General features: G+C 72.8%; 16 protein-coding genes and 1 pseudogene. 9 read left to right on the forward strand and 8 right to left on the reverse strand.

The genetic code is table 11. The annotated features are described in order from the left end of the window. Positions 1-49 precede the first annotated feature (49 nt). A pseudogene (locus OG948_RS48350) lies at positions 50-1093 on the reverse strand (P1 family peptidase). Between the two features lie 234 nt (positions 1094-1327). Between OG948_RS48350 and OG948_RS48355 the strand changes: the two are divergent. After that, a complete protein-coding gene (locus tag OG948_RS48355; protein ID WP_331771399.1) occupies positions 1328-2059 on the forward strand; it encodes a spermidine synthase in 732 nt (243 codons plus the stop codon). A gap of 138 nt (positions 2060-2197) precedes the next feature. Here OG948_RS48355 and OG948_RS48360 read toward each other — a convergent pair whose 3' ends face one another. Beyond that, on the reverse strand, positions 2198-3100 hold the full coding sequence (locus tag OG948_RS48360) for a serine hydrolase (RefSeq protein WP_331771400.1): 903 nt from the start codon (positions 3098-3100) through the stop codon (positions 2198-2200). Between the two features lie 52 nt (positions 3101-3152). Next, positions 3153-4001, reverse strand: coding sequence for a M55 family metallopeptidase (locus OG948_RS48365; protein WP_331771401.1), 849 nt, complete (start codon positions 3999-4001; stop codon positions 3153-3155). A 254-nt stretch (positions 4002-4255) separates the two neighbouring features. Here OG948_RS48365 and OG948_RS48370 point away from each other — a divergent pair, with 254 nt between their 5' ends. The 7 genes from OG948_RS48370 to OG948_RS48400 all read left to right on the forward strand — a co-directional run bounded on the left by OG948_RS48370 (position 4256) and on the right by OG948_RS48400 (position 13838). Continuing rightward, on the forward strand, positions 4256-5728 hold the full coding sequence (locus OG948_RS48370; RefSeq protein ID WP_331771402.1) for a serine hydrolase domain-containing protein: 1473 nt from the start codon (positions 4256-4258) through the stop codon (positions 5726-5728). After that, on the forward strand, positions 5725-7302 hold the full coding sequence (locus tag OG948_RS48375; RefSeq protein WP_331771403.1) for an ABC transporter substrate-binding protein: 1578 nt from the start codon (positions 5725-5727) through the stop codon (positions 7300-7302). Before OG948_RS48370 ends, OG948_RS48375 begins: the two co-directional genes overlap by 4 nt. Further along, complete coding sequence (locus tag OG948_RS48380; RefSeq protein WP_331771404.1) at positions 7299-8288, forward strand: ABC transporter permease; 990 nt, start codon at positions 7299-7301, stop codon at positions 8286-8288. The genes OG948_RS48375 and OG948_RS48380 overlap by 4 nt, the downstream gene beginning before the upstream one ends. 2 nt (positions 8289-8290) lie before the next feature. After that, complete coding sequence (locus tag OG948_RS48385; protein ID WP_331771405.1) at positions 8291-10147, forward strand: dipeptide/oligopeptide/nickel ABC transporter permease/ATP-binding protein; 1857 nt, start codon at positions 8291-8293, stop codon at positions 10145-10147. After that, positions 10144-11016, forward strand: coding sequence for an ATP-binding cassette domain-containing protein (locus tag OG948_RS48390; protein WP_331771406.1), 873 nt, complete (start codon positions 10144-10146; stop codon positions 11014-11016). Before OG948_RS48385 ends, OG948_RS48390 begins: the two co-directional genes overlap by 4 nt. Next, positions 11013-11930, forward strand: coding sequence for a GNAT family N-acetyltransferase (locus OG948_RS48395; protein WP_331771407.1), 918 nt, complete (start codon positions 11013-11015; stop codon positions 11928-11930). Before OG948_RS48390 ends, OG948_RS48395 begins: the two co-directional genes overlap by 4 nt. A gap of 240 nt (positions 11931-12170) precedes the next feature. Continuing rightward, positions 12171-13838: a helix-turn-helix domain-containing protein gene (locus tag OG948_RS48400; protein ID WP_331771408.1), complete on the forward strand. Its 1668-nt coding sequence runs from the start codon at positions 12171-12173 to the stop codon at positions 13836-13838. 27 nt (positions 13839-13865) lie between these two features. Here OG948_RS48400 and OG948_RS48405 read toward each other — a convergent pair whose 3' ends face one another. Together OG948_RS48405 and OG948_RS48410 are read right to left on the reverse strand one after the other, a co-directional pair. Then, entirely contained in the window at positions 13866-14105 is a 240-nt protein-coding gene (locus tag OG948_RS48405) for a LapA family protein (RefSeq protein ID WP_331771409.1), read from the reverse strand. 76 nt (positions 14106-14181) lie between these two features. Further along, a complete protein-coding gene (locus tag OG948_RS48410; RefSeq protein ID WP_331771410.1) occupies positions 14182-14961 on the reverse strand; it encodes a SpoIIE family protein phosphatase in 780 nt (259 codons plus the stop codon). A 363-nt stretch (positions 14962-15324) separates the two neighbouring features. Between OG948_RS48410 and OG948_RS48415 the strand changes: the two genes are divergently transcribed. Further along, on the forward strand, positions 15325-16209 hold the full coding sequence (locus OG948_RS48415) for a hypothetical protein (protein ID WP_331771411.1): 885 nt from the start codon (positions 15325-15327) through the stop codon (positions 16207-16209). 36 nt (positions 16210-16245) lie between these two features. Here OG948_RS48415 and OG948_RS48420 read toward each other — a convergent pair whose 3' ends face one another. The 3 genes from OG948_RS48420 to OG948_RS48430 form a co-directional block, all read right to left on the reverse strand. Next, positions 16246-16878 (reverse strand): AAA family ATPase, encoded by a 633-nt coding sequence (locus OG948_RS48420; RefSeq protein ID WP_331771412.1) that lies wholly within the window; start codon positions 16876-16878, stop codon positions 16246-16248. A 145-nt stretch (positions 16879-17023) separates the two neighbouring features. Further along, positions 17024-18220, reverse strand: a complete 1197-nt coding sequence (locus tag OG948_RS48425) for a type III PLP-dependent enzyme (protein WP_331771413.1) — start codon at positions 18218-18220, stop codon at positions 17024-17026. Beyond that, positions 18217-19953 carry an IucA/IucC family protein gene (locus tag OG948_RS48430; protein WP_331771414.1) on the reverse strand — a complete coding sequence of 579 codons (1737 nt, stop codon included), beginning with the start codon at positions 19951-19953 and terminating at the stop codon, positions 18217-18219. The genes OG948_RS48425 and OG948_RS48430 overlap by 4 nt, the downstream gene beginning before the upstream one ends. Positions 19954-20018 lie beyond the last annotated feature (65 nt).

The following is a 20018-nucleotide window of genomic DNA, read 5'->3' on the forward strand; positions in this document are numbered from 1 at the left end:
GGGCCCGGCCGGGTCCATTCCCGGGCCGGCCGGCGGGGTGTCGCGTCCTTCATCCCAGGGCGCGACGCACGGCCGCGTGTGGCAGCGCGAACGCCTTGTGCCCGGACGGCGCGTGCACCGTCTCGGCGGCCAACAGGGCGTCCAGTACCGCCTCCTCGATGGCGTCCATCGTCGCGGCGAAGACCGTGTCCAGCAGCGCCGAGGGCAGCGGCTCGGCGGCGCGCGCGGGCGCGGTGGAGAAGGCCACCGCGTAGTCGCCGCTGCCGTGCGCGAACGCGGCCCCGACCCGGGCCAGACCGAACACACCGCGCCCGGCGATCCGGGTCAACTCGCGTGTGGAGCAGGGCAGATCGGTGGCGACCACGACCACGCACGAGCCCTGCCCGCGGGCCGGCCCGGCGGTCGGCAGACCCAGCGTGGCCGGGCGCAACACCTGCCCGCCCAGCCGTAGTTCGCCGGACATGTTGGCCTGCACCAGCACGCCCACGGTCGCCTCGCCGGTGTCCGTGGGCACCCGGCGCGACGCGGTGCCGATGCCGGCCTTGTAGCCCAGCGCGCACGCGCCGGTGCCGCCGCCCACACTGCCTTGCGGTACCGGCCCGGTCGAGGCGGTGTCCAGTGCCGCGTACACGTGCGCCGCGGTCACCCGGCGTGGTCGGTTCCGGGACAGCCACGTGTCGTCGATCTCGCCGACCACCGGCAGCACCGAGGTGAGCGGCGGGTCGGCCCGCTCCCGCAGCCAGGTCGACAGGGCGTTCGCGACGGGGAAGGTGGACAGCTTGGAGGTGAGCAGCAACGGGGTCTCCAACGCGCCCGGTTCCACCGATCGGCCGGCGCCGACGAACCTCCCGTGGCCGTTGCCGACGAACTGCCCGGCCCGCAATGGGCCGTGACTGCCCAGCGCGTCGGGCACGATCGCGGTCACTCCCGAGTACAACCCCTCCCGGGGGTCGCGCAGCGTGGTGTGCCCCACCCGCACGCCCGGGACGTCGGTGAGCGCGTTTTACGTCCCGGGAGCGAGCGGGCCCGGCGCGTGGCCGAAGTCGCGGATGCGCGGGCGCGGCTTCGCAGGGTCCGTCGCGAGCTCGGTCATGGTGGCTCCGGATGTCGTTTCCGCCGGCATTCGCATGCCGTCACTCTCCGCTTTGCCCGTCGTGGGCCGCACCGTCGTCGCGGACGAAAGTTCGGACCCGCCTCGGGTGGGCCACACCAACCCCGGGCGGTCCTCGCGCCTGGTCGGCGGGGGCCCGCGCGCTCTATAGGCTGACCACCCACAAACCACCCACTGGCGCCGGAGAGCGGCACCGACACGGTTGAGGGTGCACCGATGAGCGCGCGTTTCGAGGAACTCGACTGGCGGCCGACGCCGATGGGCGAGATCAGTCTGCGCCGCAGGCGGGATCCGGCCACGGGCGAGGACGTGTACGAGGTCAAGCTCGGCGACGAGTTCCTGATGTCCAGCCTGTTCACGGCGGGCGAGATCGCGCTGACCCGACTGGGCCTGGCCGACCTGCCGGACGCCGAACTCGACGTCGTGGTGGGCGGGCTCGGGCTCGGGTACACCGCCCGGGCGGCGCTGGAGGATCCACGCGTGCGCAGCCTGATCGTGGTGGACGCGCTCGGCGAGGTGATCGACTGGCACCGGCGCGGGCTGGTGCCGCTGGGCGCGGGGCTGGCCGGCGATCCGCGCTGTCGGCTGGTCCTCGGCGACTTCTTCGCGATGGCCGGCGACCCTCGCGGGTGGGATGCGCAGGCGCCCGGCCGGCGCTTCCACGCCATCCTGCTGGACGTCGACCACTCGCCGCGGCACGTGCTGCATCCCAGCCACGCCGCGCTCTACCGGCCCGCCGGGCTGCGCGCGCTGGCCGATCGGCTGCATCCGGACGGCGTCTTCGCCCTGTGGTCGAACGACCCGCCGGACCACGAGTTCGGCGCGGTGCTCGCCGAGGTGTTCCCCGCCTCGGCCGCGCACGTGGTCGACTTCGACAACCCGCTCCAGGGCGGTACGGCGACCAACACCGTGTACGTGGCGCGCAAGGCGGGCGACCCCGCGTCCTGACCCGGCGGGACGGCGGACCGGGTCGGGACGCGGGGTACGGGGCGTGTCCCCGGACCCCACCGGGTCAGTACCGGGGTGCGAGGACACGCGGGGTGCCGCGCCCGGCGACAGGGCACGAGTCGCCGGGCGCGGCACCGCTCAGGCGCGCAGGTGGTCGATGGCGACGCGGGCGGCCAGGCCGATCGCGGCGTCGGCCCGGGGCAGGCGGAAGCCCATCGACTCCGAACGCAGGAAGACGCCGACGGCGTAGCGCTTGCCGTCGGGGTACTCGACGACCCCGGCCTCGTTGCGCACACCCCACAGGGTGCCGGTCTTGCCGGACACCCGGATCTCGTCCTCGAAGCCGGAGGAGAGCCGGTGCGGCCAGATCTGCCGGCCCATGATCTCGCGCACCTCGGCGCAGGCCTCGGCGGGCCCGGCCTCGTCCCGCCAGATGGCGGCGAGCAGCTTGGTGATCTCGCGCGGGGTGGTCGAGGCGGTGCGCTCGGGGTCGCGCACGGTCAGCATGCGCATGCGGTCCGGGGTGACCCGGGCGAGTTGCTCCTCGACGTCCTCGGCCGTCGGGTCGATGCCCAGGTCGGTCACCACGCTGGAGAGCAGTTCCTTGCAGCCGGTGACCGCGGTGGCGCGGCAGTCCAATTCGTCCAGCGTGGCCCGCACGTTCTCCCGGCCGACCAGGCCGAGCACGACGTCGGTGGCCGCGTTGTCGCTCATGGTCATCATCATCGCGGCGAGGTCGCGCGCGCTCATCTCCACGTCGTGCACGCAGCCGTCGGTGCCGATGCCGTCGCCTGCCTTGTCGGCGTCGGTGACCACGTGCCGCCCGGCCCGGTCCAGCCGGCCCGAGGCCGCCTGGCGCGCGTACTCCAACGCGATCGGGATCTTGAAGACCGAGGCGAGCACGACCTTGTGATCGGACCCGTAACAGACCTCGTCGTCGCCGTCGAGGTCGCGTACGTGCAGGAAGCCCTCGACCTCGGCCGCGTCGAAGACGGCGCGGATGCTCTTCGCCGGCTCGACCGGATCCTGGTCGGTGATCATGTTCGCTCCGTGGGGGTGGTCGGGTGGCCCCGAAGGGCCCGACGGGGTGTGTTCAGCGTTTGGCGGCGACGTTCGGCAGGTGGGTGGCGGCCGCGTGCGCGCCCACCGTGTACCAGAGGTTGATCAGGTCCATCACGACGTTGGGATCGGGCGCCGCGCATCGCACGGTCAACAGGTCCAGTCGTTCCGCGCCGGGCACGGCGGCGGCGAACTCGGCGGCCAGGGGGAGTTGGAAGCCCACCTCCAGGACCAGTTCATCGGGCATCGGCAGGGCTTGCAGCCCGCTCGCGTTCTCGACGGCCAGCGCGGCCTTCTCCCGGATGAGGTCCCGAGCCAGGGAGGGATGCATGGTGTCGGCCGCGGTCCATCCCTCGGCGGACTTGACCTGCGCGGTGACCACGCCGGGGAATACCTCCTCGGCCACCGAGCAGACGTGGTTGTCGCCGGTGACCAGTCCGATCGGCACCCCGTGTTGGGCGGCCAGCAGCGCGATCACCTCGGCCTCGGTGACGTGGCGGTCGCCCAGTTTCACCGAGGTGAAGTTGCCGGAGAAGGTGTGCGAGAGCACGCCCGGCTTGCCGGCCGCCGCGTGGTAGCCGACGAACAGCGCCACCGCGTGCTGCGGGCCCAAGCCGTGCGCCATGCACTGGGCCTTGGGGGTGCCCAGGATCATCCGGGCGCGGGAGTCCAGGTCCTCCGCGATCAGGTTGTCCATCGTGCCGTGGCTGTCGTTGATCAGCACGCGCTCGGCGCCCGCCGCGAACGCGCCCTCGATCGCCGCGTTCGCCTCGCCGGTCATCAGGTGCTGGGCGCGCGGATAGCCGCTGCCCCCGCGCCAGATCTGATCCAGGGTGGCGATGCCCGCCACGCCTTCCATGTCGATCGAGATGTACACGTCCATCGGTCACTCCCGTTCGTCGCGCTGCCCGTGACCGACCCGATGCGCGGGCATCGCCCGACGCCCGGCCGGGCGGTGCGCCGACCGTCGGCCGCCTCTGCCGAGGATTGCCGAGGCGGCCGGGGCTCGGCGTCGGTGATTCGGACAGGTTCGGCGGCGGTTCTTCGTCCACGAGGACGATTCGAGGTTTTCGGGGGCTGCCTACCGTGATCGTCCTCTGCGGCACTCGCCGCCGCCTTCCGAGGAGGTATCCCACGATGGGACGATCCGACGTGCCCGGGTCTGCTGCCCGGACACTGCCGACGCCCGAGTACCTAGCGACCCGACTCGGCGAACTGGCCAAGCGCGGCAACATTCCCGGTGCGAGTGTCGCGGTACGGATGGGCGACGAGACGGTCGTGGCCGCCACGGGCGTGCTCGACGTGGAGATCGGGTACCCGGCGACCCCGGACTCGATCTTCCAGATCGGGTCGATCACCAAGGTCTGGACGGCGACGCTGATCATGCAGCTCGTCGACGAGGGCGTGCTCGACCTCGACGCCCCCGTGCGCACCTACCTGCCGGACTTCAAGCTCGTCGACGAGGCCGCCGCACAGGTGGTGACGACGCGTCAACTGCTGTGCCACACCGCGGGTTTCGAGGGCGACCTGTTCGAGGACCACGGTCCCGGGGACGACGCGGTGGCCAAGCTGGTCGCGGACCTGGCCGAGAAGGCCGGCCAACTGTTCGCACCCGGCGAGATGTTCTCGTACTGCAACAGCGGGTTCGTCGTGCTGGGCCGGATCATCGAGGTGCTCACCGGGCAGACCTGGGAGGCGACGCTGCGTGAGCGCATAGCGGTGCCGCTGGGCCTGGGCCGGCTGGCCACCAGCGCGAACGAGGCGATCCTGCACCGGGTGGCGATCGGGCACGTGTCCGGGCCGGACGGGACCGCGGTGCGGGTGCCGGGGTGGGAGATGCCGCGCTCCAACGCGCCCGCCGGCTCGACGTTGACCACCACGGCGACCGACCTGCTCGCGTTCGCCGCCGCGCACATCGCCCGGGGACTGCTCCCGGACGGCACCCGTCTGCTGTCGGAGGCGTCCGCGCTCGCGATGCGCGAGCCGCAGGTCCGGGTGCCCGACATCGAGGCGGTCGGCGGCGCGTGGGGGCTGGGCTGGAATCTGTTCGACTGGGTCGGCGGCCCGATCATCGGTCACGACGGCGGCACCATGGGCCAGGCCGCGATCCTGCGGGTGGCCCCCGAGAGCGACGTCTCGATCGCGATCCTCACCAACGGCGGCGACCTGGCCGTGATGTACGACCTGGTCCGCGACGTGTTCGCGACGACCGCGGACGTGCGGGTACCGGAGCCCGTCGTACCGCCCGCCGAGCCCCCGGTGGTGGACTCGCGCTTCTTCGTCGGTCGCTACGCCTCGCAGGCGATGTCGTTGGACGTGGTCGAGTCCGAGGAGGGACTGGAACTGACCATGCGCACGCTCGGCGCCGCCGCCGAGATGATCGGCGAACAGGTCAAGACCAGCAAGCTGGTGATCCGCGACGCCCGCACGCTGATCGCGGTCGAGGCACGGGGTGGGCAGCACACGCAGTACGCCTTCCTCGGCGACGGCGACCGGGCCCGCTTCCTGCACATGACCCGTGCGCTGCCCCGGGTGGGCGCCGTCGACGCGGTTGCCGCGCACGCCGCCGAGCAGGGTGCCGTCGGCTGTACCGCCGGAGGCGCGAGATGAGAAGGCTCCCACGCGGCGCCGCCGCGGCCGTCGCGTTGGGCCTGTTCGCCGCAGGGTGCGGGGGGACCGGCAGCGGCGGCGGCTCCGGCGCCGGCGACGCCGTCACCATCGCGATCCCCGGCGACCCGGGCAACATGAACCCGCTGACGGCGCTGACCTCGTCCGCGGTGACGATGAACCGCTTCACCTACGACTCGTTGATCAAGATCAACCCGGACGACGGGCGGATCGTCTCCGGCGTCGCGGAGAAGTGGACCTCCGACGCGATCTCGGCGACCTTCACCATCAGGCGCGACGCGATGTGCGACAACGGCGTGGCGCTGACCCCGTCCGACATCGCGGCCCAGTACGCCTACATCGCCGACCCGGCGAACAAGTCCCCCCTGTACGGCCTGATGGTGCCGGCCGGAGTGGTCGCCACCGCCGACGACGCGGCGGGCACCCTGACGCTGAAGACCACGGAGCCCGCCCCGTTCCTGGTCCGCGGCTCCTCGATGTTGCCGCTGGTGTGCCCCACCGGCCTGCGGGCCTCGGACACGCTCACCCACGCGTCCGACGGCACCGGCCCGTATCGACTGACCGAGGTGGTCCCCGGCGATCACTTCACCTTCACCAGGCGCCCGGGATACACCTGGGGGCCGGACGGCGCCGACAACACCCGGTCGCCGGAGCGCGTGGTCTTCAAGGTCATCGGCAACGAGTCCACCAGGGCGAACCTGCTGCTCGGCGGCCAACTCGACATCGCGCCCATCATGGGCGCCGACCGTTCCCGGCTGACCGCGGCCGGGGTGAAGTTCCAGACCCAGCGCGACCCGCTCGGGATGTTCGTCTTCAACGAGGCCGCCAATCGGGTCACCGCCGATCCGCAGGTGCGGATGGCCCTGATCACCGCGCTGAACCTCAAGCAGATCGGTGCGGTGGCCACCGGCGGCAAGGGCGTCGCGCCGCGCCGGCTCGGTGTCACGATGGGCCCGCCGTGCACCGACGACGCGATCACCGGCAACATCCCACCGCACGACGTGGCCAAGGCCGCGGAGACGCTGCGCGAGGCCGGCTGGAAGAAGTCCGGCGGGCACTGGAGCAAGGACGGCAAACAGCTCTCGCTCTCGATGGCCTATCCCGGCAACACCTACGGCACCCAGATCGTCGCCGCCGCCGAATTGGCCGTCAAGCAGTGGACCTCCTTCGGCGTCAAGGTCGACCTGCGGCCGACCACCCCCTCGACCAACGCCACGATCCTGATGGGCGGCCAGTGGGAGGTCGCGTGGGCGCCGCTCGGGGTGACCACACCCGACCAGGCCATTCCGTTCTTCGCCGGACCCCCGCCGCCCAACGGGCTGAACTTCGGCTCGCTCGACAACCCCGAGTACAAGCGGCTCATGGCCCTCGCGATGGCCAAGCCCGACACCTCCGGCTGCCCCGAATGGACGGCAGCGGAGTCCGAGTTGACCAAACGTGTCGATGTGGTGACCTTCATGGACTCGATGACGCCCTATTTCACCCGGGGCTACAACTTCCAACTCGACGGTGGCGGTCCCATTCCGACCACACTGCGCAAGGTCGGTGAACGATGAGCACCGCAACCCTCTCCGGCCGGGTGATCGATTTCCGTCTCGGTCCCTGGGCCTCCTTCCTCGTGCGCCGCACCGGACGCCTCGTGGTCTCCCTGGCCGCACTGGTCACCGCCGCCTTCGCGATGATCCACTTCGTGCCCGGCGACCCGGTCCGCGGCGCCCTGGGACTCAACGCCACGCCCGAGGCGGTCGCCGCCCGCAAGGAGCAACTGGGCCTGGACGACTCGCTGATCTCCCAGTACAAGCACTTCGTGAGCGGGCTCTTCCACGGCGACCTGGGCGAGTCGATCACCGCCCGGGTCCCGGTGTCCCGGATGATCGGCGACCGGCTCCCGGCGACCCTGGAGATCGCGATCTACGCGTTTCTCCTGGTGATGCTGGTGGCCATCCCGCTGGGCATGGCCATGGCCGTGTGGACCCGCAACGGGCGGCGCCGGCGCGGCGAACTCGCCTTCGCCTCCTCGACCGGGGCGATTGTGGCCATCCCGGAATTCCTCCTCGCCGTCTGCCTGGCCTCGGTGTTCGGGGTCTCGCTCGGCTGGTTCCCGGTGGCGCTGCGCGAAGGCCCGGACTCCTACGTCCTGCCGGTGCTCGCGCTGGCCATCACCCCGATCGCCGCACTGTCGCGGATCGTCCGGGTGGAGGCGCTGCGCGTGTTCGAGACCGACTACATGCGCACCGCCCGCGCCAAGCGGCTGCCCGGCCGACTGGTCTACCTGCGGCACGCGTTGCCGAACCTGCTGACCTCCTCGCTCACCCTGGGCGGCCTGCTCCTGAGCGGCCTGCTGGCCGGGACCGTACTGATCGAGAACGTCTTCGCCTGGCCCGGCCTGGGCATGACCATCGTCCAGGCGATCCTGCAGAAGGACTATCCGCTCGTCCAAGGCATCGTGCTGGTCTACGGAGCCGCCGCGCTCACGATCAACTTCGTGGTCGACCTCGCCGTCGCCGCCGCCGATCCCCAGTCCACGATTCGCGGGAGCTGAAGATGGCCAACGCACCAAGACTTCGCCTCGCACTGCGCACCCCGCTGGGGATCACCGCCGCCGTCGCGAGCACGATCATCGCCCTGGTGGCGATCTTCGGACCCATGCTGCTCGGTGACACCGCCGACCGGATCGACACCGACGCGATCGGCCGACACAGCGGCACCGAGCACCTGTTCGGTACCGACGCGCTGGGTCGCGACATCGCCGCCCGGGTGGTGGTGGCCACCCGGCTCACCGTGGAACTGACCCTGTTCGCCACGCTCATCGCGGTCGTCGGCGGCCTGGTCCTGGGCGTCCTGCCGGCCGTCCTCGGCCGCCGCGCCGGTCGCCTGATCACCGCGACGGTCAACCTGCTCGTCGCCTTCCCCGGCCTGCTGTTCGTGCTCTTCCTCGCGGTCATCTTCGGCGTCGGCACCTTCTCCGCCGCCTTCGCCATCGGCCTGGGCGCGGCCCCCAGCACCGCCCGACTCGTGCAGAACCTGACCGCCTCGGTCGCCGGCACCGACTACGTGGCCGCGGCGCGGATCCTGGGCGTCGGCCGCTTCCGGATCATCGTCCGGCACATCCTGCCCAACATCGCCGAACCCGTCGCGCTGTTCGTCTCCACGACCGCCGCCGGCATCCTGGTCGCCTTCTCCGGCCTGTCCTTCCTCGGTCTGGGCGTGCAACCGCCCGACTACGACTGGGGACGCCTGCTCAACGAGCAACTCGACCGGGTCATGGTGGACCCGATGTCGGCGGTCGGGCCGGGCCTTGCGATCGTGCTCACCGGCATCACCTTCGGCCTGATCGGCGAGGTGGTCGCCAAGGCGAACGCCGGCCGTACCGCGCCGCAGGCCGAGGTCGGCGCGGCCGACCCGGTCACCGAACGGTCCGCCGAAGCGGCCGAGTCCGCGCTGCTGAACATCGACCACCTGCGGGTGCGCTTCCCCGGGCACACCGCCGTGCACGACGTCTGTCTCACCGTCGCCGAGGGCGAAGCGGTCGGCATCGTCGGCGAGTCCGGCTCGGGCAAGAGCCTGACCGCGCTCGCCGCGGCCGGACTCGTCCCGCACCCGGGCCGGGTCAGCGCGGGCACCCTGCGCTTCGGCGACCGGGACCTGAACAAGCAGGCCCCCAAGGGCACCTCGATGGCCATGGTCTTCCAGGACCCGATGGCCTCGCTCAACCCCGCGCTCACGGTCGGCCGGCAACTCGCCGAGGTGGCCGAGGTGCACCACGACGCCGGGCGGGCGGCGGCCCTTTCCCGGGCCGTGTCCCGACTGGGCGCGGTGGGCATCATCAACCCCGAACAGCGGGTCCGCAAGCGTCCGCACGAGTTCTCCGGCGGCATGCGCCAACGCGTGATGATCGCGATGGGCCTGATGGGCGAACCCCGGCTGATCATCGCCGACGAGCCCACCACCGCCCTGGACGTGACCGTGCAGGCCCAGGTGCTGGCCCTGCTCCGGGACGTGCGGACCGAATCGGGCGCCGCACTGCTGCTCATCTCGCACGACATCGCCGTCGTCTCCCAGGTGTGCGACCGCGTCGTGGTGATGTACGCGGGACGGATCGTCGAGGAACTGCCCGTCGGGGACCTCGCCGACGGCGTCGCCCACCCGTACTCGGCCGCGCTGATCGGCGCGGTGCCCAGCATGACCACCGACCGGGACGTCCCGCTGGCGACCATCCCCGGCCGGCCGCCCGAGCCCGGCGAGGAGAGCGTCGGTTGCCCGTTCGCGCCGCGCTGCGCCCGGGCGACGGACCGCTGCCGCACCGAGGAGCCGGTCCTGGAATCGATCGGTTCCGGCCGCCGCGTCGCGTGCTGGGACCCGATCACCACCGTCACCCACGAACTCGAGGAGGCACGATGAAAGCCGCGAGCACGGTGGATCCCTCCGCCGCCGAAGCCGCCCCGGGCCCGGCCGGGAGCGCCACATCCGGTTCGCTCGAACTGCGCAACATCACCGTGCGCTACGGCCGCGGCCGCGGTGCCTCCACCGCCGTCGACGACGTGTCCCTGGAGGTGCCCGCGGGCAGCGTGGTGGGCCTGGTCGGCGGCTCCGGATCGGGCAAGTCCACCCTGGGCCGGGCCGCGGTCGGTCTGGTCCCCGTCTACTCGGGGCAGGTCCTGGTCGACGGCGTCGACCAGGGCCGCAAGCCCGGGCGCCGACCGATCCAACTGGTCTTCCAGGACCCGTTCGCCTCGCTCAACCCGCGCCTGACCATCGGCGGTTCGGTCGCCGAGGCGGTGCCGCGCACCGACCGGGCGACCCGGGCGAGCGAGGTGGCCCGCTACCTCGACCTGGTCGGCATCGACCCCGGCGTGGCCGGCCGGCTGCCGCACGCGCTCTCCGGCGGCCAGCGCCAGCGCGTGGCACTGGCCCGCGCGCTCGCCGCCCGGCCCGCCGTACTGGTCGCCGACGAGGTCACCTCCGCGCTGGACGTCTCGGTCCAGGGCGCGGTGCTCAACCTGATCCGCGACCTGCAACGCGAACTCGACTTCGCGATGTTGTTCATCTCGCACAACCTGGCCGTCGTGCGCTATCTCGCGGACCGGATCGCGGTGATGGACCGCGGCGTCCTGGTGGAGTCCGGCCCGGCCGCCCAGGTCCTGGAGAACCCGGAACACGAGTACACCCGGGCGCTGCTGTCCGGCGTGCCCACGATCGGCGAGCCGTTGCCCGAACGCGCGGCGGTCGACCCCGATACCGATGTGGAGACGGAGGCCGCGGCCCGATGACCCCGACACCGGCGGGGGCGCGTACCGGCGGCGACCTGTACCGCGCCGACCGCGAACCCGAACCCGACCCCGGTGCGTTGCGCGACCGCGCGGCCGAGGCGGCCGACCGCGCGGCTCGCGTGGCTCGGATCGAGATCCGCGAACTGCACACGCCGGTCGAGATGGCCGACGCGTGCGGCCTGTTCCAACACGTCTGGCAGCCCGACACCCCGATGATCAGCCCCGAGATGATGACCGTGGTCGCGCACTCCGGCGGCTACGTCGCGGGCACCTACGAGGGCGATCGACTGGTCGGCGCGGGTGTGGGCCTGCTCTCCACCGACGGCCTGCACTCGCACATCGCCGGCGTCGACGAACGCTCGCGAGGACGCGAGGTGGGCTACGCGCTCAAGGTGTACCAGCGGGCGTGGTGCCTGGCCCGCGGGATCACCCGGGTCACCTGGACGTTCGACCCCCTGGTCGGACGGAACGCCTACTTCAACCTGGCCAAGCTCGGCGCGGTACCCGCGCAGTACCTCGCCGACTTCTACGGGCCCATGTCCGATGCCATCAACGGCGACGACTACTCCGATCGCATCCTGGCCGGCTGGGACCTGACCGCCGACCGGGTGGCCCTCGCCTGCGCGGGGACACCTCGGCCGGTCGACGCCGAGGCCCTGGCGGGGGAGGTGGTGCTCGGCCTGGACACGGGTCCGGACAAGCGGCCGATCCCGGGCCGGACCGACGGGGACGTGGTGCTGGTGGCGGTGCCGCGCGACATCGAGGCGCTGCGCCGGACCGACCCGGCGGCGGCGCGGGGCTGGCGTCTGGCGTTGCGCGAGGTGCTGGGCGGGCTGATGGCCGAGGGCCGGGTGGTGCTCGGCTTCACCCGGGACGGACGGTACGTGCTCGGTCGGGGCCCGCACTCGCGCTGACCCCGCGCCGGGTGCCCGGTCTCGGGGGACGGGCACCCGGCGGCGCGATGGACCACGACATCCATCACAAGATCGTTTAAACTCCCGCCCACGGAGTGACCGGCGCAGACGCGGTCGGCCGGAGCGCCCGACGGGGGACTGTGTCGACCGATTGGATCCCCGTGTCATGAACGTGGTGAACGTGTTGGGCCCGCGTCGAATAGCGTCGGGCATTCCCGCCGCCGCCCCGGTGGCCATCCGATGACCGCGCATTCGCGCGCCGTCCTCGGGCGCATCATCGACGACCTCGGTTCCACTTTGTTCGAGGTGGCGGCCGGCGAGCCGGATCCCGACCGCGAGGTCACCGGAGTGCTCATCCACGACCCGCACGACGAACCCTCGCACGCGCCCGGCGCGGTGGTCCTGGGCGTAGCCGTCTACGGATCGCCGGCCATCGTGACCCTGGTGCACCGCGCGGCCGGCCTGGCCGCGCCGGCCGTCGTGGTGCGCGGCCCCATCGTGGTGGACGCCGAGATCGAGGCGGCCGTGGCGAGCACCGGCGTGGTCGTCCTCGCGCTCACCCCCGGTGCCTCCTGGTCCCAGGTCACCACGCTGCTGCGGGCACTGCTCGCGGTGGACGAGGTGGGCACCGCGCAGACCGGCGAAACCCTCGACGGCGCACCGGCCGGCGATCTGTTCGCGCTGGTCAACGCGATCGCCGCGCTCCTGGACGGGCCGGTCACGGTGGAGGATCGCAGCGGGCGGGTGCTGGCCTTCTCCAGTCGTCAGGACGAGGCGGACGAACCCCGGATCGCCACCATCCTGGACCGCCAGGTGCCCGCGGAGATGTTGCGCATCCTGGAGGAACGCGGCGCCTTCCACGCCCTGTACCGCAACGAGGGGCCGCTGTACCTGGCCGGCGTCTCGGACCTGCCCCGGGTGGCCATCGCGGTCCGGGCCGGCGACGAGATCCTCGGCTCGATCTGGGTCGTGGTGCGCGCACCGCTGTCCGCCGAGTTGGAGCGCTCGCTGACCGAGGCGGCCAAGGTGGTCGCCCTGCACCTGCTGCGCCGCCGCGCCGGCGCGGACGTCGAGCGCCGACTGCGCACCGACCTGCTGGCCACCGTGCTCGAAGGCGGCCCCGCGGCGGTCGACGCGGCCGGCCGACTGGGTCTGGCGCACCAGCCCGCGTGCGTGCTCGCGCTCGCGGTGGTCGGCGACTCGGCACCCGCGGAGCGCACCGCGGAGGAACACCGGATCGTGGACGCGCTGGCCCTGCACCTGGCGGCGGTACACCCGCGCACGGCCACCGCGCGCCTCGGCGGCTTCACCTACGCGATCCTGCCCACCGAGTCGGACGGCAGGGCGGTCCGGCTGGCGGAGGAGTTCCTGGCCCGGATCGGCGGCCGGATCGAGGCCGTCGTGGGCATCGGGCGGGTCGTCGCGCGCGAGGTGGACCTGCCCTCCTCCCGCGCGGACGCGGACCGCGCGCTGCGGGTGCTGCGCTCGGGCCGCTCGTCGCTGCGGGTGGCCCGACTGTGCGACGTGTACGTGTCCTCGCTCCTGGTCGACGTCGCCGACCGGGTCGCGGCCACCGACGACGCACCGGCGGGGCCGGTCGCCCGGCTGCGCGCCTACGACGCCGAGCACGACACGCATCTCACCGAGACCCTCGCCGCGTGGCTGGACACCTTCGGCGACGTCACCGCCGCCGCGGCGGCCGTGCACGTGCACCCGAACACCTTCCGCTACCGGCTGCGCCGGTTGTCCGAGGTGGGCGCGATCGACCTCGCCGACGGCGACGCCCGCTTCGACGCGATGTTCCAGCTCCGCCTGCACGGCGTGCACCTGAACGGTTCGGCGCAACGCGCGGCGGTCGCCGTGGGGCGGCTCAGTTCGTCCGTGCCGGTGCGGGGGCCCGGGGTGTAGCGCCGATTGGGGCGCGGGGCTTCGTGCTCACCTGGGCCGGCGGTTCCGCCCGATCAGCCATCCGATGAGCGCCCCGACCACGAAGGTGCCGGCCAGCACGAACCAGAGCGGGGCCTCCACCTCGGGAATCCAGAAGCGGATCGAGGTGGTCCCGGTGTTGGCCAGGACGAACCAGACGCTCAGCGCGATCACCACGACGATCACGATCTGCCGCATGGTGACCCGCGAGCCTCGTTCCGCCGTGCCGTGCTTCGAGGTCTTCGCCATGTTCGAACGCTAGGCCCGGCGCGGCCCGGACGCGCCGTGGGCGAGCCGAACGGGTGGCCCGGCCCTGCCCGCGTGCTCAGCCACCCGCTCGCTCGGCCTCCAGCAGGAACAGCGCCGCGTCGCCGGCGAAGGACGCGTCGACATGGGCCTCGACGTCGACCGCGAGACGCTCCAGCGCGCCGACGAAGTCGCCGTGCAGTCGATCCGGCGCGCGTCGCACCACCGGATAGCGTTCGCCGGCGGCGTCGTACGCCTCGGCGAGATCGTCGGTGTACAACAACACGCGCTCGCCGCCGCCGGCCGCGACCACCAGCTCCGTCGGCCGCAGGCTGCCCGGGGTCAGCGCGCCGATCGGCGGGGTGGTGAAGGCCGGTTCGAGGCCGAGCACCTGCCGGCCGACGACCAGGAGCGGGGCCGGGTAGCCGCGATTGACCAGGGCGAGCGAGCCGGTCCCGGCCGCTTCCTCGACGTGGCCGATCAGAAGCAGTCGCACCATGGAGCGATGGCCGCGCAGATGATCCTCGCGCAGGGACATGGCGATCCGATGCGCGACATCGGGCAGCTCCGGTACGTCGGGCGCCGCCGCAGCGAAGCCGGCGACCACGTCCGCCGTCAGGTCGGGGGCGCACAGCGGGTCGCCGGACACGTCGCCGAAGAGCACCCGGGCGCCGAACGGGGTTTCCAGGACCCGACCGAACCAGGTGCGCGGGCTCGCCGACGGCGCCGCGGCGATCCGCCGGGTGGCGACCCGCAGCCCGGTGGCCTCGGCCACGGTGGTGGTATGCGGGTGCGGCTCGACGTCCAGCGCCGGCGAGGCGCCGGAGGGACCGCCCGACCCGGTGTCGTCTGTACTCACGGGAACTCCTCGCCGATGGGTCACCCGACCAGATTCACCCCACCACCCCCACCTGAAACGAACCCCCACCGACACCCTGGCAACGTTGTCCGGGGTCGCCGGTGTCCCCCGCCGGACCCACCCCCGCCCTGGTCCCACCGCCCACCGTCCCGCCGATGCCGATCCCGCCCACCGTCCTGCCGGTGCCGGACCCGTCCTCGTCCTGCCGGTGTCGGGCCGGTCCCGCCCACCGTCCCGCCGGTGCCGGACCCGCTCCCGTCGATGTCGGGCCGTCGGCTTGGGGTTTCGGGTGTTCGGGGGTGTGGGTCGGTTCGGGTGGGTGCGTGGGGGGCAGCGTTTCGGGAGGAGAGGGTGGTGGTTGGCGTGGGTGGTGAAGCGGAGTCGGCGGAGGACGGGCCGCAGAGCGCGATGACCCGGTTCGACGACATCTACGATCGGCCGGATCCGCGGGACTTCTTTCGGGCGCTCGGGGCCTGGGAGTACCAGACGCCGCATCACGCCCAGGAGATCTTTCGCCGCCTGGTCGCCGCCCGCGCCGGGGCCGACGGCGAGGTCCGGGAGCCGGTGACCGTGCTGGACATCTGCTGCTCGTACGGCATCAACGCGGCGCTGCTCAACCACCACGTGACACTCGCCGAGCTCTACGACCGGTACGGTTCCGCGCGGATCGCCGCGCTGGACACCGCCGAGCTGATCGAGGCCGACCGGGCCTACTACGCGGCTCGGCGGCGCTCGGACGCGGTCCGTGTCGTCGGCCTCGACGTGGCCGCGAACGCGATCGCCTACGCTCGCGCGGTCGGCCTGCTGGACGAGGGGTTCGCGGAAAACCTGGAACTGGCGGCGCCCTCGCCCGCGCTGCTCCGGGCCGCGCGGCCGACCCGGCTGATCACCATCACGGGCGGCGCCAGCTTCCTGTCGCCCCGGACCTTCCAGCCGTTCCTGGCCGACGCCCCGGAGCCCGTCTGGGTGGCCGCGTTCGTCCTGCGTACGGGGTCCTATCAGGCCATCGCCGACGGGCTGACCGCGCACGGTCTGGTCACCGAGAAGGCCGCCGCGCAGACTTTCCCGCAGCGGCGGTTCACCAGCGCGCGGGAGCAGCGCTACGCCGTCGACGCGGTGACGGCCGCCGCCGAGGACCCGCACGGCAAGGAGACCGCCGGGTACTTCCACACGGCGCTGCACGTGTCCCGCCCGCACACGGACGCCACGGCGTTTCCGCTCACCACGCTGCTGCCGCCCGCGATCTGATCGCCCGCGTGCTCGCCGACCCTCCCCGTGCCCGGATCAGTCGAAGCGGATGTGTTTGGCGCCGGTCCAGGCCCGGCGCAGCCGACCGCGCACGGGGCCGTCGGTGTTCGGGGCCAGGGTCAGCCCGGCCGAGTGGGCGATGCGATCGGCGACCCGGGCGATGTCGATGTGATCGGTGTGGATGTGCTCGGCGAACTCCGGGTCGACCAGCCGTTCCAGGCACAGGTCGAGCCGGGAGACCGCGAAGCTCTCCCGGCGCAGCGGCGCGTCCTTGCCGCCCAAGACCCGGACCGCGTGCCCGAAGCCGCGTTCACGCAGTCGCCGCAGCACCGTCGCCCGCTCCGCCAGCAGCGCGAAGTGCCGGACGTCGTGCCCGCGTTCGCGCAACCGCCCGACGATCTCCCGGAAGTAGCCCGGCTCGACCACCGTCATCGGCGCGATCACCGGGCCGTCGTGCCTGGTCAGCGTCAGGTCCAACACCTCGAACACGCCCTGCCGCCAGGCCGGCAGATCCTGGAAGTCGCCGCGCAGCGCCGGCGGCAACATCCGGTGCAGGCCGAAGCCGACCTGCTCCGGGTCGCAGACCACGCTGCCGCGCAACCGTCGTCGCAGTTCGTACGCGGTCTGAGTCTTGCCGCCCCCGAACGGGCCGTTGATCCACAAGAGCATGTGCCGACCCTACGGCCTGTCCTCTCGTTTCCGACCGACCCGATCCCGAACCGATCCCGACCCGGTGCGCCCGGTCCGCGGGCTGCGGACGGGGTCATCGGGCGAGATCACGGGGGAACCATCGAGCGGGGTCACAGGGGGTGGGTCACAGGTAGTGGAATGTCGGGTGGGGGTGCATCAGGAAGTCGTGGTGGGAGATGTTCCACGCGTACGCGCCGGCCAGCGCGAAGGCGATCCGGTCGCCGACGCGGAGTTCGGTGATCGCGCGGTCGCGGGCGAACACGTCCTTGGGGGTGCACAGTTGACCGGTCAACGTGACCTGGGTGTGGTGGATCTCCGGTCGCGGCCACGAGTGCGGCCACGGGCTCGTGGTCGGCACGATCACGCACGGCTGGTCGTGGCCCTTGGCCGCCGGGGTGCGCAGGTGGTGGGTTCCGCCGCGCAGCACGGCGAAGGCCCGGCCGCGGCTGTGCTTGAGGTCGACCACCTCCGTCGCGTACCAGCCGGAGTAGGCGGTCAGCGCCCGACCCGGTTCGATCCGCACGATCAGGTCCGGGCGGTCGGCCACGAGCCGGTCCAGGCCGGCGCCGAAGCGGGCCCAGTCGAAGCGGGCGGTGGGGTTCGTGTAGTCGACCGCCATTCCGCCGCCGATGTTCACCTCGGGCCGGGTGATCCCGTGCCGATCGGCGATGTCGCGGGCCCAGGCGAGGACGCCTTCGGCCAGGGCGAGTCGACGGTCCGCGTCCAGGCCGCTGGCCAGGTGTGCGTGGATGCCCCGGACCCTGACCCGACCCGCGTCCGGTCCGCGGAGCGCGCGCAGGCAGGACTCCACGTCGTCCGGGTCCATGCCGAACGGCCCGGGATCGCCGCCCATGGTGAGCGCCGCGCCGCGCAGGACGTCCGGCCCGAGCGGCAGGTTCACCCGCAGCAGCACGTCGACGTCGTGGTCGGGCCGCGTCCGGGCGGCAAGCGCGACGAGGCGACGCGCCTCGTACGGACTCTCGACATGAAAGCGCCCGACGTCCAGGTGCAGCGCGGCGGTCAGTTCGTCGACGGTCTTGCCGGGGCCGCCGAAGGCGACCGGCATCGTGGGCAGATGCGCCCGTACGTGCGCCAGTTCACCGCCGGAGGAGACCTCGTAGCCGTTCACGTCGCCGGCGAGCGCGGTCAGGATCTCCGGCGCGGGGTTGGCCTTGGCCGCGTAGTACAGCTCGACCCGCGCCGGCAGCGCCGCGCGCACCGAGGCCGCGTGTGCCCGCAGGTGGGTCGTGTCGTGGATGTAGGCGGGGAGTTCGGCGGAGTCCAGGTCGGCCACGCGGGTTCGTACGGCCGGTGTGATCATCGTGCGCTCCGGGCGGGTGTGCGGGCGGCGGTGTCGGGCCGGGACGCGGCCAGCGGCGAGGGGATGCGGACGTACTCCGCCTCGCGGTCGGCCCGCCGCTCCCAGCGGGCGAGCAGGTTGGCCTTGGCGGGCAGCGGCGCACCCGCGAGCAGCGCGCGCAGCGGCGGCGGTTCGCCGTGTTCGGTCGCGCAGTCGGCCAGGACCGCCCGCACCCGGGCCCACAGGCGGGTCTCCAGCCGTGGGTACAGGTCGGTCAGCGCGGCGAGGAACTCGGCGATGTTGTTGACCAGCAGGCAATAGGCCACCCGATCCCAACCGCGCCGGGCGCCGTACGTCATGGGCTCGGCGACCGAGCGCGGCAACGCGGCCAGGGTGGCCGCGTGCGGCCCGGGCAGCAGCTTGGTGCCCTCCATGTCCCGGATCAGCACTTGGCGGGGCCGGCCGGCGTCGTCCACCGCGAGCAGCACGTTCTGCAGATGCGGCTCCAACACCACGCCGTGCTCGAAGTAGGCGGCCAGCACCGGCGGCACCAGCAGCCACAGGTAGTCGTCCCACCAGCGGATCACCGCGTCCGGCCCGGCGCCGTCCAGCAACCGGGACACGTGCGCGGACCCGGTGGGGTACTCGGCGGCCACGGCGCCGGCCAGCAGCGCCGTCGTGCCCGGCCGCAGCAGCGGGTCGAGACCGTCCCGGACGATCACCCCGAAGCCTTCGAGCAGTTCCGGCGCGACGGTCGCCGACAGGCTCCGGTACGCGGGTTCGCCGAGCATCGCGAAGTCCGGCCGTCGGGCCGCCGATCGGGCCAGGATCGGGCCCAGCGCGCGGGTCAGCGCGACCGCCCCGGAGAGTTCGTAGGCGGCGTTCTTGCGCACACAGTTGGTGATCCGCACATTCAGACTGAACTTGAGGAAGGCTCCCGCGCCGGCGAGCGTACGCACCGACGCGGTCGGGGTGAACGACTCGCCGCGCGGGCCCAGGTCGAGCACGTCGCCTCGGTCCAGCGCGGCCCGTAGGCGCGGGTGCTCGGAGAGCAGTTCGTACTGCCACGGGTGGGCGGGCAGCAGTGTGTATCCGGTGGGTACCGGGCCGAGCCGGTCCAGCACGGCCGTCGCCGACTCGGACAGCCGTTCCTGCGCCACCAGTTCGTTGCGCACCGCCAGATGCCGCAACCGGAACGCGGCCCGGGCCTCGGGCGCGTAGGCCGCCCACGCCGCCGGGTCGGCGCCGCGCGCCTTGGGGGTGGGATGGAAGCGGTGTCCGAAGAGCAGGGCCTGCTCCGAGTCGAGGTAGCGCGAGGCGGGTCGCGCGGTCCGGCGGGCCAGTCCCGCACGCACGCCCGCGTGGCTGGACGCCAGTTGGCCCAGGAACTCGTCGTTGCGCACACCGGTCCGCAGGCCCAGTTCGGCGTGCACGCGCTCGGCCACCTCGGGCCAGGTCAACACCTGCCAGGTGGAGCCGCGCAGTTCGGCCACCGGGCCGGTGAAGCGATGGTCGCCGAACAGCGAGGCGCGGCGCAGGCGGACCCGCAACCGGGTCCCCGAGCGGGCCAGGTGCAGCCGCAGGTGCCCGCCGTCGCCGGGCTCGACCACGCTGCGCCCCTCCGGCCGGCAGACCTCCCGATGCAGGCAGTTGAGCAGGGTGTGCACGACGACCTCGTCGGCGGAGGGCGGCGCGGGCGGCGCCTGGCCGGTGTGGGCGGGGTCGGTTCGGGGTTGCGCCGACGGCAGCGGCATGGGCGACTCCAACGAATTCGAGGGCGAGACGAGGCGAGGCGAGGCGAGATGCGCGGCGCGTGCGC

The organism is Embleya sp. NBC_00888 (assembly GCF_045207655.1).
In the GTDB taxonomy this organism is placed as follows: Bacteria; Actinomycetota; Actinomycetes; order Streptomycetales; family Streptomycetaceae; genus Embleya.